Origin of the sequence: Paractinoplanes polyasparticus (assembly GCF_019710575.1) — a bacterium.
Classification (GTDB): Bacteria; Actinomycetota; Actinomycetes; order Mycobacteriales; family Micromonosporaceae; genus Actinoplanes; species Actinoplanes polyasparticus.
The window spans coordinates 166434-179479 of sequence record NZ_JAHWFK010000019.1 but is presented as its reverse complement, the minus strand read 5'-3'; the positions used below and the strand labels follow the sequence as shown (position 1 = coordinate 179479).

The following is a 13046-nucleotide window of genomic DNA, read 5'->3' as shown; positions in this document are numbered from 1 at the left end:
CGGCAGGGTTTGAACCGGGAGGTCCCGATGTCCGTACCACCCCACATGTGGGATGACGGGCGACTGCTGGCCGCGCTCGCCGCGCTGCCACCCGAGGCCTTCGACCAGGGCCCGACCGGTGACGACGATCTGCAGTGGCGGCGTACGGCGAGACGCCTCCGCCAGGAACTGGGCGCGGAGCGGGCTCCGGCGCTTCCCCCGGGGCACATCGCCCCGGTTCTGAAGCTCCGGCCCCACCCGGTCGACTGACCGGGGCGGGCTTGCCGATCCGCTGCCCATCGAAGGATGGGGCGCGGTGACACCATGAACTCCGACAATCTTCCGACCACCGTCGGCGAGCTGCGCGAACTGGCCGCCGGCACCGATCTGGACGCGGCCGTAGCGGCCCGCGCCGCCCTCGTGCGGCTGGCCGGCTCCCAGACGACCGAGGTCGCTACCGCGGCGGCCGAGGCGCTGGCCGCGACCTCGATCGCCTTGGAGCCGGCCCGGATCGACTTCGGACCCGTGTCGCCCGGCACCCCCCGACTGTCCGCGAGCGTGGCTGTGCTGGGCTCGCCGGCGGCGCTGAGCTCACGGCTCAAGGTCACCGGCCCGGGGCTGCGGGCACGCCTCGCCGGCGATCAGTTGCAGATCGAATGGGCACCGGGGGAGAGGGCGCTGACCGGCATGATCTCGCTCGACGGTCCGGCGGGCGCGGCCGACCTGCCGGTCACCGGCCACCTGAGCGTCGCCTCGGCCGGGGTGCCGGGTGCGCATCTGGGCTTGAGCTCCGCTGGAGGGGCCGATCTGCTGTTCGGTCAATCGGGCTTCGGATCGGCCGCCGGCGCGGATCTGCCGGGTGGCCACCTGGGTTCCGACTCTGGCGGTGACGCCGATCTGCTGGGTTTCGGCTTGAGCGGTACGGCGGCGGGTCTGCCGGGCGCCGACCCGGGTCCCAGCTCGGCCGGTGGCGCGGACCTGCCGGGTGGTCACCACGGCTTCGGTTCGGGTGGTGGCGCCGATCTGCTGGGTCGCGGTTCGGGTGGTGGCGCGGATCCGCCGGGCGGCGGTCGGCTGCGTTTCGGCTCCGGCGAGGGGGCCGATTCGGCGGCGGCCGGGGGTCTCGGAGGGGGCGGCGGAGTCGGTCGGTCATGGCGATCCATCACGGCTCGGGCGCCTCGTCCGGCGCGGCGTGTGAAGGGTCTGATCATCGCCGGCGCGGCCGCCGTCGCTCTGCTCGGTGGCACCGGCATTGCGGCGGCCGTGACGTTCACCGGCACGTCCTCCTCGCCGTCCTTCGTGCCTTCGTCGCCATCGTCCGGGCCGTCCCCGTCCGCCTCCTCCGTCGCGCCCTCCGCGCCGACCTCGCCGCCGGCCGGCCCGGCCAGTTCGGACAGGCCTGCTGTCGAAGGGACGATCCGGGTCGGTGACGAGCCGGAGGGTGTGGCGGTGTCACCCGACAGCCGCACTGTCTATGTCGCCAACCAGAACTCGCGCATCCTGTCCGTGGTCGACCTCGCCTCCCGGAAGGTCCGATCGGTGACCTTGCGGAACACGCCGCGGTTCGTCACGGTCGCCCCGGACGGCCGGCGGGTCTTCGTCTCGATGTACGAGAACGACCTCAGCGGCAGCGGCGTCGCTGTCGTCGACGCTCCCTCGCTGAAGGTCGTCGGCAATCTGAAGACCGGCGTGCAGCCGTACGCCTTGTCGGTCGCCCCCGACGGTCGCCTGTGGGTGCCGATCCACGGCGGGCGCAACGTCGAGATCTACTCGGCCGCCGCTCTGCGGCTCACCGCCCGGGTGTTCGTGCCGGAGAACCCGCACGCGGTCGCCTTCGACACCGACGGCCGGCGGGCCTTCACGCCCGACCACGAGTCGAGCACGGTATCGGTGATCGACGTCCGCACCGACAAGCGGCTGCGCTCGATCCCGGTCAGCACGGCGCCCCACAGCCTGGCCGTGTCGCCCGACGGCCGTACGGTCGTGGTCGCCTGCTTCGGAGCCAACGCCGTGGAACTGATCGACACGACAACGCTCCAGCGCCGCGGCCCGTTCCGGGTCGGCCAGAAACCGCAGGCGGCGGCCTTCGCGACGGACAGCGGCCACGCCTACGCGGTGAACGAAGCCGGCAACTCGGTCTCAGTCATCGACCCGCGCACGGGCCGCACCACGGCAACGGTCCCGGTCGGCCGCAGTCCCCGGACCATGGCGGTGTCCCCCGACGGCCGCTTCGCCTACGTCTCGAACGGCGACGACGACACGATTTCCGTCCTTCGCGTGAGCTGACACCCGCCCGCTCCACGGGCAACCACAAGCCACCGCCACGCCAAGACGTCGCGCGGCCACGGCCATTCGCCGCGGCCGCGCGTGCGGCTTTGCGCTTGCCCGTTCCCGCGCTTCCTGTTCGTTTCGCGTGCCCGTCTGACTCCCTCGCGCATACGACTCCCGGCGCGAGCGCCACTTCGACCCGGTCACCCTGCGGCGCTCACAGCGGCGGTGCGTTCGTGCGGCATTCCTGGTGTTGTGACGCGGGGAAGTCCAGTAGTCGGGACGCGCCCTTGCCTAAAAGCCGATAGGCAAGGTAGGAAATGGCGTGTGACCACCTCGTTGTCCGCGCCGCCGGTTGTGCCGGCCGAAGCCGCGCTGCCCCGGCGTTCGCCGCTGGCGCCCCAGGGCGGGCGCCGCCGCCGATTCCTGCTGCGCGCGCTGGCTCTCGTCGTCCTCTACGGACTGTGGGAGATCACCGCCCGCACGACGCAGAATCCGACCTTCATCCCGTCGCCGGGTGACGTCTGGCACCAGCTGATCGAGACGTCCACCGTCCATGAGGGGGTGCGCGGTTACAGCGGCCACCTGCTCATCGAGCACCTGGGTGTGAGCCTGCGCCGCATTCTCATCGGCTCCGCGATCGGCGTGGCCGGGGGCCTGGTGCTCGGTGTGCTGATGGGCGTCGTTTCCTGGCTGCGGATCGTCACCGAACCGGTGGTCACGTTCGTGCGGGCGCTGCCGCCGCTGGCGTACTTCAGCCTGTTCATCATCTGGTTCGGCATCGACGAGACGCCGAAGCTCTGGCTGCTGTCGATCGCCGCGCTGCCACCGGTCGCCGTGGCCACCGCCGCCGCCGTCCAGGGCGCCCCGACCGGCCTGGTCGAGGCCGCCCGTGCTCTGGGCGCCGGCCGCTGGGCTGTTGTCCGCGACGTGACGCTGCCGAACGCCCTGCCCGAGATCTTCACCGGCATTCGCCTGGCCGTGGGCATCGCGTACAGCTCCGTGGTGGCCGCCGAGACCATCAACGGCGTCCCCGGCATCGGCGGCATGGTCCGTGACGCCCAGCGCTACTCCCAGACCGACGTGGTCGTGCTCGGCCTGTTCGCCATCGGCCTCTCCGGCCTGCTCATCGACGCCCTGCTGCGCACAGCCGAGAACAGGCTGATCCCATGGCGCGGCCGAACCTGACCCTCCGCCCTCCGCCCTCCGCCCTCCGACCTCCGCCCTCCGCCCGACAGGCGACCGAACGACCGTTTGTCCACAGCCCGCACGAGTTGCCAGCCGCGGAGCCGCCTGAAGGGCAGGGCCCGTCTGTTGTCCACCGCCGGCACGAGATGCAAGCCCGAAAGCCCTTGAAGCTGAGCCCGCATCAGATGCAAGCCGTCGGACCGCCTGAAGCCACGGCTCGTCCCTTGTCCACAGCCCGCACGAGATCGAGCCCGTCGAACCACCTCAAGCCAAGACCGTCCGCTATCCGGAGCCCGCACGAGATGCAAGCCGTCGATCCACCTCGGGCCAAGACTGCCCGGCCGCTGTCCACAGCTTGCACGAATGCCGGCGCTTCGGTTCAGACGCGCGAATACGTCCACCGAAGCGCCAGGAAACGTGCAGAACAACTGTTGTCCACAACGGCCGTCTTTCCGGGCGTGATGTCCACAGCTCGGTGTCATCCACAACGACAGTGCAGAAATGAGCGATCGATCGTGAAGAAGCTTCGAGCCGGAGTTGCCGGCCTCGCCGTACTGTTTCTCGCCGCCGGCACGGCCGCCTGCGGCAACGGGGCCGCGAGCGGCGGAGTCAGCGCGGACGCCGGCAAGAAGACGATCCGCATCGCCTACCAGGCGTTCCCGAGTGGCGACCTGATCGTCAAGAATCAGGGGCTGCTCGAGAAGGCGCTGCCGGACTACGAGATCACGTGGACCAAGTTCGACTCCGGCGCGAGCATCAACACCGCGTTCGTCGCCAAGAGTGTGGACATCGCGGCCATCGGATCCAGCCCGGTCGCGCGTGGCCTGTCGGCGCCGCTCAACATTCCGTACAAGGTGGCGTTCGTCCTGGACGTGGCCGGGGACAACGAGGCGCTCGTCGCGCGCAACGGCAGCGGCGTGACCGACGTGGCCTCGCTGCGCGGCAAGAAGGTGGCAACACCGTTCGCGTCGACCGCGCACTACAGCCTGCTCGCCGCGCTCGACAAGGCCGGCGTCAAGGAGAACGAGGTCAGCATCGTCGACCTCGAGCCGCAGGACATCCAGGCCGCCTGGACGCGCGGGGACCTCGACGCCGCGTACACCTGGCTGCCGTCCCTCGCCGAGATCAAGAAGACCGGCAAGGTTCTCATCTCGAGCCGCGAGCTCGCGACCGCGGGCAAGCCGACGCTCGACCTGGGCGTCGTGTCCACCGCCTTCATCGACGCCCACCCCGAGGCTGTGGACGCGTGGCGCAAGGTGGAGGCGCAGGCGCTCGACATCATTGCCTCCGACCCGGCTACCGCGGGCAAGGCGGTCGGCGCCGAGCTGAACCTGAGCCCGGCCGAAGCGCAGGAACAGCTGTCGCAAGGCGTTTTCCTGAAGCCGGCCGACCTGGCGACCGACGAGTGGCTGGGCACCGAGGGCAAGGTCGGCAAGCTGGCCGACAACCTGGTCAGCGCGGCCGAGTTCCTCAAGAACCAGCAGAAGATCGACGCCGTGCCCGCGCTGGCCGACGTGCAGAGCGCCGTCTACGTGAAGGGGCTCCCCAGTGTCCTCGGGTGACAGCCGGTCCTCCGGTGCCGCCCGGTCATCAGATGACAGCCGGTCGTCGGGTGCCGCCCGGATCTCCGACGGGGCCCCGCACGGGGGCGCCGCCATTCGGCTGGCGGACGTCGAGCACCGGTACGGCGACGTCACCGCGGTCGGGCCCATCGACCTGACCGTGCCCGAGGGTGAGTTCTTGGTGCTGGTCGGAGCGTCCGGATGCGGCAAGAGCACGCTGCTGCGCCTGATCGCGGGCTTCGAGGAGCCGACCTTCGGCACCGTACGGACGGCAGGTGAGCCGCCTGTGCCGGGGCGCGGCGCCGGGCTCGTCTTCCAGCAGCCCCGCCTGTTCCCCTGGCGCAGCGTCGGCGGGAACGTGGCACTCGCCCTGAAGTACGCGGGGCTGCCAGCCACCCCGCAGCGAGTGGACGAACTGCTCCAACGTGTCGGTCTGCACGACGTCGCGCGCCGGCGGACATGGCAGATCAGCGGTGGACAACAGCAACGTGTCGCCATCGCGCGTGCGTTGGCTGTCAACAACCCCCGTCCAACCACCCCGCCCGCCACCCGAGACCGGACTAAAGGCCTCCTGTTGCTGCTGGACGAGCCGTTCGCGGCACTCGATGCCCTCACCCGCGAGCGCCTCCAGGAGGACCTGCGCCGGGTGAGCGCCGCATCCAACCGCACGTGCGTGTTCGTCACCCACAGCGTGGACGAGGCGGTCTTCCTCGGCAGCCGGGTCGTGGTGCTCACACCGCGGCCCGGCCGGATCGCCCTCGACCTGCCCATCGGCCTGCCGCGCACCGGGATCGCCCCGGACGAACTGCGCGGCTCGCCGGAGTTCGCTGCCCTGCGTGCCGAGATCGGCGCCGCCGTCCGGGACCGTTACTCGCCGGAGGTTTCCGCATGATTTTCGATCAGTTGTCGCCGCACTTCGGCGCGATCGTCCACGGGATCGACCTGTCCAAGGTGTCCGACGCCGATGTCGCCGACATCCGGGCCGCGCTGGTGGAACGCAAGGTGCTGTTCTTCCGCGATCAGACGCTCGATGACGACGGGCAGGTCGCGCTCGGCCGGCGCATCGGGGAGCTGACCGCCTCGCATCCGGTGGTCGGTTCTGTGGACGACGCGCATCCCGAGGTGTACGCGCTCGACAGCGCCGACAACGGCTTCGCCGACGTGTGGCACACCGATGTGACGTTCATGCGGCGTCCCCCGCTCGGCTCGATCCTGCGCGCGGTGACCCTTCCGCCGACCGGTGGCGACACCAACTGGGCCGACGCGCAGCTGGCCTACGACTCGCTGTCCGAACCGGTGCAGCGCCTGGCCGACCAGTTGGTCGCGGTGCACGACGGAAACCGGGAGTTCGGCTACTACCTGGCCCAGCGCCGGGGCGGCCGTGGCAACGAGTGGGACGGCGAGGTCGTCACCCAGCTCGAACCGATCGAGCACCCGGTGGTCCGCGTCCACCCCGAGACCGGCCGGCGCGGCATCTTCGTGAACCCCGGCTTCACGTCGCACATCGTCGGCGTGTCCGAATTCGAGAGCCGGGCGATCCTGGACCTGCTCTACGCCCACCTGACCAAGCCGGAGCACATCGTCCGCCACCGCTGGCGTCCCGGCGACGTGGCGATGTGGGACAACCGCAGCACGGCCCACTACGCCAACCGGGACTACGGCACTGATCGCCGGGTCATGCACCGCATCACCTTGCGCGGCGACGTCCCCGTCGGCGTCCCCGCGATCTGAACGGCATTCGCTGTCCCGCGGCGCCGGCGCCGCGGGACAGCGAACCGGTCGTGGCTCAGCGCGTCCGGCAGCCGTTCGTGCGCGGCCAGTAGTTGTTCCGGCACACTCGTCTCCCAGGGTCGTGCGGGTGGAACCGCGGCGCGCGTGGGGGAGTCGAAAGCGACATGGGACGGATGCGCCGGGCGGCGTGGGTGGCGGCTGTCGTACTGGTGGCCGGTTGTGGCTCCGCGGACGGGGGACGGGGCGATGCCGGCGGGGGCGGGGATCGGCTGCGGGAACAGGCGGAGGCTGCGCTGGCGCGGTACGACGACGCCGTGACAGCCGCGGGCGGCAGACCGAAGTTTGTGCCGGTGGGCGAGCTCACCGGAGTCATCGGTGACCTCGAGCCGCAGAACGGTGACTACAAGCTGTCGATCGGGGCCGGCCGGTTCGTCGCCGACGGCAAGCTTCCCGAGGCGCCGCGAGCCACCGGCGAGGTGGTCTGGGCGGACAAATCCCGGCTGGCGCTGCCGCTGGTGTCCGCCGAGCAGGCGCTGGCCGACGTCGTGGCCGGCGGGACGCCCGACTGCGGCGAGTGCGAGACGCTCGAGGTGACCGGGGCGCTTCTGGCCACTGTGGATGTTCCCACGACACGGGGCCGGGCCACGGTTCCGGCCTGGGTGTTCAGCGTGGCGGGGACGAAACTGCGCGTCACCCGGGTGGCTGTGGAGGGGCGCGGCGCGGTCACGGTCACGCCGCCCTCGTGGGATCCCGACAACGCGCCCGGCGGTCTGGCGATCGATTCGGCTTCGGTGGCGGGCGGCAACCGGCTGACGGTCGGGTTCACCGGAGCGCCCGAGGCCGGTGATGTGCCGTGCGGGATCGACTACGTGGCCGAGGCTGTCGAATCCGTCAACGCTGTCGCGGTCATCGTCCGGGCGGATCCGCACGACGCGAACGAGACGTGCACGTTGATCGGCGCCGCGCGGACGGCGACCGTCGAGCTCGCCGCGCCGCTGGGGGAACGAGCCGTCCTGGAGGTGCAGCAGGGCCTGCCCGTTCCCCTGACCGGCCGAACGCGCTAAACCGCGGTCACCGGCACCTTCACGACGGCGTCGAACAGGTAGCCCAGCGAGTTGAACGTGGCCACCTCGGGCTGGGAGTTACCCCGTACGTCGAATGCTCGCGCCTGGAGGACGTGCGCGCCCGCCTCGGGTCTCCAGTCGAGTTCCCAGCGCTGCCACGCGTTGTCGACGGACGGGCCGACCGGGCGGGCACGGCGCCACCGGACGCCGCCGTCGGTGCTCACCTCGACGTGCTTGATGCGCCCGGCGGCCGACCACGACCGGCCGGTCAGGCGTACCCGCTCGCCGGCGCGGAACGTCGCGCCGGGATCGAGTTCGAAGGCGCTCTTGATCGACTGGCGGTCGAACGGCTGCCCGTCGGTGGGGAAGTCCGGGCCGAAGAACCGGTAGAACTGGGTGTTCCACGGTGAGAACAGCGGCACGTCGGAGACTTCGATGCGACCGACCCACTTGATGGACGCGATGCCGATCCACGACGGGACGATCAGGCGTACGGGGGCTCCGTGGTCCACCGGCAGCGGGGAGCCGTTCATCTCGTACGCCAGGATGACGTCGTCCAGCGCCTTGCGCACCGGCAGCGGCCGCCGGACGGGGCCGAGGTCGACGCCGCCGGTCACGTAGTTCGGGTCGAGTCCGGAGGCCTGCACGTCGACGGCCCGCGAGCTGAGCCCGGCCCGGCGCAGGACGGTTGACAGCCGTACGCCCCGCCAGCGCGCCACGCCGACCGCGCCCAGCCCCCACGCCGTACCGGAAACGGTTTGGCCCTGCTGCGACGCGAAATAGCTGCGGCCGTTGCCGGCGCACTCGACCGTGACCGACCGCGCGACCGACGGCAGGCGTTCGAGGTCGCGCAGCGAGAACGAGACCGGGCCGCCGCGCAGACCGGCGCCGAACACCTCGAGCCGCCACGCCGCCTTGTCCACAACCGGGGTGCTGGTGTGGTTGCGCACGAAGAAGCGGTCGATCGGCACGTGGTAGCCCGTCTCGGCCAGCGACGACCACAACGTCTCGGCGTTGGTGCCGAACGACTTGAACAGCTCGGGCGGCAGCGGCTTGACGATCGGTCCGTCGGCCGCCGACGCCGACGCCGGCGCGGCCTCGGCCAAGGCGCCCGCGACGCCGGCCGCCGCCGTCAGCCTCAGCAGGTCGCGCCGGGAGAATCCGTGCGCCCGGCCGGCCAGCCATTGGCCCAGGCGCAGCCTGTCGTATGCCACCTCATCCATGACCGTCACCCTATCCAGTTGATAGGAGAAGTAGATAGGGTGCGGGCATGGACTTTCACTGGTTTCTGCCCACCAACGGCGACAGCCGCGACATCGTGGGCGGCGGCCACGGCGTGCCGGTCGGTGCGGCCGGCGGCGTGCGCCCCCTGACCATCGGATACCTCGGCCAGATCGCGCGCAGCGCCGAGCAGCTCGGCTTCGTCGGGGCGCTCACCCCGACCGGCGCCTGGTGCGAGGACGCCTGGATCACCACGGCGATGCTGACCGAGGTGACCGAGCGGCTGAAGTTCCTGGTCGCTTTCCGGCCGGGCGTGCTGTCGCCGACGCTGGCGGCCCAGATGGCGTCGACGTTCCAGCGGCTCTCGGGCGGGCGGCTGCTGCTCAACGTCGTCACCGGCGGGGAGTCGCACGAGCAGCGCCAGTACGGCGACTTCCTGGACAAGGACGCGCGCTACGCCCGGACGGCCGAGTTCCTCGGTGTCGTCCGCTCACTGTTCCGCGGGGAAACCGTCAGTCTGGACGGCGAACATGTGCATGTTGAGGGCGCGCGCCTGGCCAAGCTGCCCGACCCGGTGCCGGCGATCTACTTCGGCGGCTCGTCGAAGGCGGCCGGCCCGGTGGCCGCGGAGCACGCCGACGTGTACCTCACCTGGGGTGAGCCGCCGGCCAAGGTGGCGCAGAAGCTCGACTGGATCCGGTCCCTGAATCCGGACGTGCGGTTCGGCATCCGGCTGCACGTCATCGCCCGCGACACGGCCGACGCCGCATGGGCGGAAGCTGAGCGTTTGTTGCGCGGGGTGAGCGAGGCGGACATCGCCGCTGTGCAAGCGGGGCTCAACCGCAGCGAGTCCGAGGGTCAGCGGCGGATGCTCGAGCTGCACGGGGGCAGCCGGGACGGGCTGGTCGTCTCGCCGAACCTGTGGGCGGGCGTCGGGCTGGTCCGCGGCGGCGCCGGCACCGCGCTGGTCGGCAGTCACCAGGAGGTGGCCGACCGGATCCAGGAGTACGCCGCGCTGGGCATCGACGAGTTCATCCTGAGCGGATATCCCCACCTGGAGGAGGCGTACTGGTTCGGCGAGGGTGTCCTGCCCGAACTGGCCCGCCGCGGGGTGTGGCAGCACCCCGCGGGAGCCGGCGTCGCGGTCACGTCGGCGATCCCGTTCGCCGGCGTGCCGATCAAGCCCGAAGCGACTCCGGCTCCGGCTCCGGCTCCGGCTTCGCCGAGCTGACCGCTGGGCGGCCCGGCCACCAGAAGCGGTCGCCGCACATGGTGGCCAGGGCCGGGACCAGCACGGTGCGGACGAGCAGCGTGTCCAGCAGGACGCCGATGCCCACGATGACGCCGATCTGGGTCAGCGTGATCACCGGCAGGACGCCGAGCACCCCGAACACGGCCGCCAGCAGGATGCCGGCGCTGGTGATGACGCCGCCCGTGACCGCGAGGGCGTGCACCATCCCGTTTCGCGTGCCTCGTTGCGGCGTCTCCTCCTTGGCCCGCGTCACCAGGAAGATGTTGTAGTCGACGCCCAGTGCCACCAGGAAGAGGAACGCCAGCAGCGGCACGCCGGTGTCGAGGGCCGGGTAGTCGAGCACGTGCCGGAACAGCCACGAGCCGGCGCCCAGCGCGGCCCCGAAGCTGGCGATCACCGTCAGCAGCAGCAGGATCGGCGCCACCAGGGCCCTGAGCAGGCCGATCAACACGAGCAACACGACAATCAACACGGCCGGCACGATGACCGTCAGGTCGCGCCGGGCCGCGTCCCGGTCGTCGAGGCTCGCCGCGACGCTGCCACCGACCAGGGCCTGCTCGGCGTGCACGTTGTCGCGGAGGGCGCGCACGGTGTCGTACGCCTCGGGGGTGTCCGGCGCGGCGGTCAGCACGGCGCTGATGCTGGCGAGGTCGGCCGTGCGCTCACCGATCCGCGCCGAGGCGACGCCGGACGTCCGGGTGACGAGCGCGAGCACCTCCTCGGCCCGGTCGGGGGTGGTCATGATCGTTGCGGGATCGGTGGCGCCGGCCGGGAAGTAGCGGCTGACCGTCTCGAGGCCGTCGACCGCCTCGGCCTCGACCCGGAACTGGTCCGCCTGCGAGAGGCCCAGCTTGGTGCCGGCCAGGCCGCTGCCGAGCGCGGCCAGCACGAGCACGGCCGCGACCGTGACGATGGCGGGCCGGCGCGAGACGCCCCGGCCGATGCGGGCCCACAGTCCCTTCTCCGCCTCGGCTCCGGCAGCGCCCACGCGCGGGATGAACGGCCAGAACAACTTTCGTCCGCAAACGAGCAGCGCGGGCGGCAGAACGAACAGGGCGAACACCGCGGCGATGGCGATGCCGGCGGCGCCCGCGACACCGAGCGCGAGGTTCTTGCCGAGGCTGGCCAGCAACAGGGTCAGGAGGCTGAGCACGACCGTGCCCGAGCTGGCCAGGACGGCGGGACCGGCGCCCTTGAGCGCGTGCCGCATCGCCTCGAACCTGTCCTCGTACCGGTGCAGCTCCTCCCGGTAGCGCGAGATGATCAGCAGCGCGTAGTTGGTGCCGGCGCCGAAGACGAGCACGGTGATGATGCCGTTGGTGGACGCGTCGATCGCCAGGTCGGTGTGGCGCGACAGGATCGCGACGACGGAGCCGCTCAGGCGGTCGGCCAGTCCGACGACGGCCAGCGGAACCAGCCACAGGATCGGGCTGCGGTACGTGACGAGCAGCAGCAGCGCCACGACGAGGACGGTGACGATCAGCAGGCGGGTGTTGGCGCCGGAGAAGCTGTCGGCGAGGTCGGCGGTGAAGCCCGCGCCGCCGGTGACCTGGGCCGTGATGCCCGGCGGGACCTCGGCGCGCACCTGATCACGCAGTTGACCGACCGCCTCGACGATCTGCTCGGCCGAGTAGCCGGCGGGGTACGGCTTGGAGACGATCGCGGCGTCCTTGCCCGGCGCCACGATCGGCGTGCCGAAGCTTTCGATCGTCTTGAGCTCGGCCGGCGTGAGCGCGGCGCCGTCGTCCTTCGCGAAGACGATCAGGGCCGGATTGACCTGCCCGGACGGCAGCCGGCGCTCGAGTTCGGCCACACGCGTCGATTCGGCCGCGCTGGGCAGCGAGGCGGTGGGGTCGTTCGTCGTCTCCAGCGGGCCGGCGAAGGCGAGCACCCCGCCACCGATCAGCACCGTCAGCACGAGCGTCAGCCAGGCGCGTCGCATGAACCCTCCACGATTAAGTATCTCGACTATCGAGATTCTTACCTCTCGTGACGGAATCTGCAACACTGGCGCGGTGAGTGATGTGCGCCGTGACGTCGTGGACCTGCTGCGGCTCTACACGATCGAGGCGCAACGGGTCGCCCATGAGTTCGCCGGGCAGCAGGGTCTGCACTTCACCGACCTGCAGGCGCTCATCGCGGTGATGCACGCCGAACGGCGCGGGACGCCGCTGACGCCGGGCCGGCTGGGGGAGACGCTCGGGCTCTCGTCGGGCGCGACCACCGCGGTGATCGACCGCCTGGAACGGGCCGGGCACCTGCGACGTACGCGCGAAAGCGCCGACCGCCGGGTCGTGCACCTGCGCTACGGGGAGCCGGGGATGGAGCTCGCGGTGGCGTTCTTCGGGCCCCTGGGCGCCCGTAGCCAGGTCGTCATGGACGACTTCAGCGCGGACGAGATGGAGACCGTGCGTCGTTTTCTGAGCGGAATGCTCGAAGCGATCACCGAACACCATCAGGAACTGCGCACCGGAAACACCTGACGGCGCAGGCGGCGCGGCAGTCAGACGGTGACGTCGACCAGGGTGGCGCGGTGGGTGTTGAGGATCCGGCGGCTGTCGTGGACGGCGGCGCGGTCGGCGGCCAGGGTCTCCTTGTCGGCGCCCGTGACGAAGTCCGTGCGCAGGCGCTGCACGTCCGCGTTCAGGTGGACCAGGCTCGTGTGGGCGGCCCAGCGGGTCTCGGTGATGGTCAGGTTCATGGCTGTCTTCCCTTCGTCTCGCTACGAAGCCGGGGGTGAGGGCTTCGGGCTCCCGAGTCGGTGTTGCTCCTCGTTCGCAC

General features: G+C 71.2%; 12 protein-coding genes. 9 read left to right on the top strand and 3 right to left on the bottom strand.

Features of this window, described 5'->3' with window-relative positions; translation table 11 throughout:
- The first annotated feature begins 27 nt into the window (after positions 1 to 27).
- From KXC43_RS19995 to KXC43_RS19965, 7 genes are all read left to right on the top strand, one after another.
- Positions 28 to 249, top strand: coding sequence for a hypothetical protein (locus KXC43_RS19995; protein WP_221377607.1), 222 nt, complete (start codon positions 28 to 30; stop codon positions 247 to 249).
- A gap of 54 nt (positions 250 to 303) precedes the next feature.
- The gene (locus tag KXC43_RS19990; RefSeq protein WP_221377606.1) at positions 304 to 2265 is read left to right on the top strand and encodes a beta-propeller fold lactonase family protein; all 1962 of its coding nucleotides are present in this window, start codon (positions 304 to 306) and stop codon (positions 2263 to 2265) included.
- A gap of 309 nt (positions 2266 to 2574) precedes the next feature.
- Complete coding sequence (locus KXC43_RS19985) at positions 2575 to 3435, top strand: ABC transporter permease (RefSeq protein ID WP_221377605.1); 861 nt, start codon at positions 2575 to 2577, stop codon at positions 3433 to 3435.
- Between the two features lie 515 nt (positions 3436 to 3950).
- Positions 3951 to 4997: a taurine ABC transporter substrate-binding protein gene (locus tag KXC43_RS19980; RefSeq protein WP_308129160.1), complete on the top strand. Its 1047-nt coding sequence runs from the start codon at positions 3951 to 3953 to the stop codon at positions 4995 to 4997.
- Positions 4984 to 5889, top strand: a complete 906-nt coding sequence (locus KXC43_RS19975; protein WP_438870902.1) for an ABC transporter ATP-binding protein — start codon at positions 4984 to 4986, stop codon at positions 5887 to 5889. The genes KXC43_RS19980 and KXC43_RS19975 overlap by 14 nt, the downstream gene beginning before the upstream one ends.
- Positions 5886 to 6728: a TauD/TfdA dioxygenase family protein gene (locus KXC43_RS19970; protein ID WP_221377603.1), complete on the top strand. Its 843-nt coding sequence runs from the start codon at positions 5886 to 5888 to the stop codon at positions 6726 to 6728. The genes KXC43_RS19975 and KXC43_RS19970 overlap by 4 nt, the downstream gene beginning before the upstream one ends.
- A 164-nt stretch (positions 6729 to 6892) precedes the next feature.
- The gene (locus KXC43_RS19965) at positions 6893 to 7792 is read left to right on the top strand and encodes a hypothetical protein (protein ID WP_221377602.1); all 900 of its coding nucleotides are present in this window, start codon (positions 6893 to 6895) and stop codon (positions 7790 to 7792) included.
- Here KXC43_RS19965 and KXC43_RS19960 read toward each other — a convergent pair.
- Positions 7789 to 9015, bottom strand: a complete 1227-nt coding sequence (locus tag KXC43_RS19960; protein WP_221377601.1) for a sulfite oxidase — start codon at positions 9013 to 9015, stop codon at positions 7789 to 7791. The two genes, KXC43_RS19965 and KXC43_RS19960, sit on opposite strands and share 4 nt — an antisense overlap.
- 47 nt (positions 9016 to 9062) lie before the next feature.
- Between KXC43_RS19960 and KXC43_RS19955 the strand changes: the two genes are divergently transcribed.
- On the top strand, positions 9063 to 10244 hold the full coding sequence (locus tag KXC43_RS19955; RefSeq protein WP_221377600.1) for an LLM class flavin-dependent oxidoreductase: 1182 nt from the start codon (positions 9063 to 9065) through the stop codon (positions 10242 to 10244).
- Here KXC43_RS19955 and KXC43_RS19950 read toward each other — a convergent pair.
- Complete coding sequence (locus KXC43_RS19950) at positions 10192 to 12207, bottom strand: MMPL family transporter (RefSeq protein ID WP_221377599.1); 2016 nt, start codon at positions 12205 to 12207, stop codon at positions 10192 to 10194. The genes KXC43_RS19955 and KXC43_RS19950 overlap by 53 nt on opposite strands.
- A gap of 73 nt (positions 12208 to 12280) precedes the next feature.
- Between KXC43_RS19950 and KXC43_RS19945 the strand changes: the two genes are divergently transcribed.
- Entirely contained in the window at positions 12281 to 12748 is a 468-nt protein-coding gene (locus KXC43_RS19945; RefSeq protein WP_308129159.1) for a MarR family winged helix-turn-helix transcriptional regulator, read from the top strand.
- A 20-nt stretch (positions 12749 to 12768) separates the two neighbouring features.
- Here KXC43_RS19945 and KXC43_RS19940 read toward each other — a convergent pair whose 3' ends face one another.
- Entirely contained in the window at positions 12769 to 12966 is a 198-nt protein-coding gene (locus tag KXC43_RS19940; RefSeq protein WP_221377597.1) for a hypothetical protein, read from the bottom strand.
- Between the last annotated feature and the right edge of the window lie 80 nt (positions 12967 to 13046).

Coding starts and splice junctions, on each gene's coding strand:
- KXC43_RS19990 (WP_221377606.1), top strand. CDS start 304: ATGAACTCCGACAATCTTCCGACCACCGTCGGCGAGCTGCGCGAACTG.
- KXC43_RS19995 (WP_221377607.1), top strand. CDS start 28: ATGTCCGTACCACCCCACATGTGGGATGACGGGCGACTGCTGGCCGCG.
- KXC43_RS19970 (WP_221377603.1), top strand. CDS start 5,886: ATGATTTTCGATCAGTTGTCGCCGCACTTCGGCGCGATCGTCCACGGG.
- KXC43_RS19955 (WP_221377600.1), top strand. CDS start 9,063: ATGGACTTTCACTGGTTTCTGCCCACCAACGGCGACAGCCGCGACATC.
- KXC43_RS19960 (WP_221377601.1), bottom strand. CDS start 9,015: ATGGATGAGGTGGCATACGACAGGCTGCGCCTGGGCCAATGGCTGGCC.
- KXC43_RS19940 (WP_221377597.1), bottom strand. CDS start 12,966: ATGAACCTGACCATCACCGAGACCCGCTGGGCCGCCCACACGAGCCTG.
- KXC43_RS19950 (WP_221377599.1), bottom strand. CDS start 12,207: ATGCGACGCGCCTGGCTGACGCTCGTGCTGACGGTGCTGATCGGTGGC.
- KXC43_RS19965 (WP_221377602.1), top strand. CDS start 6,893: ATGGGACGGATGCGCCGGGCGGCGTGGGTGGCGGCTGTCGTACTGGTG.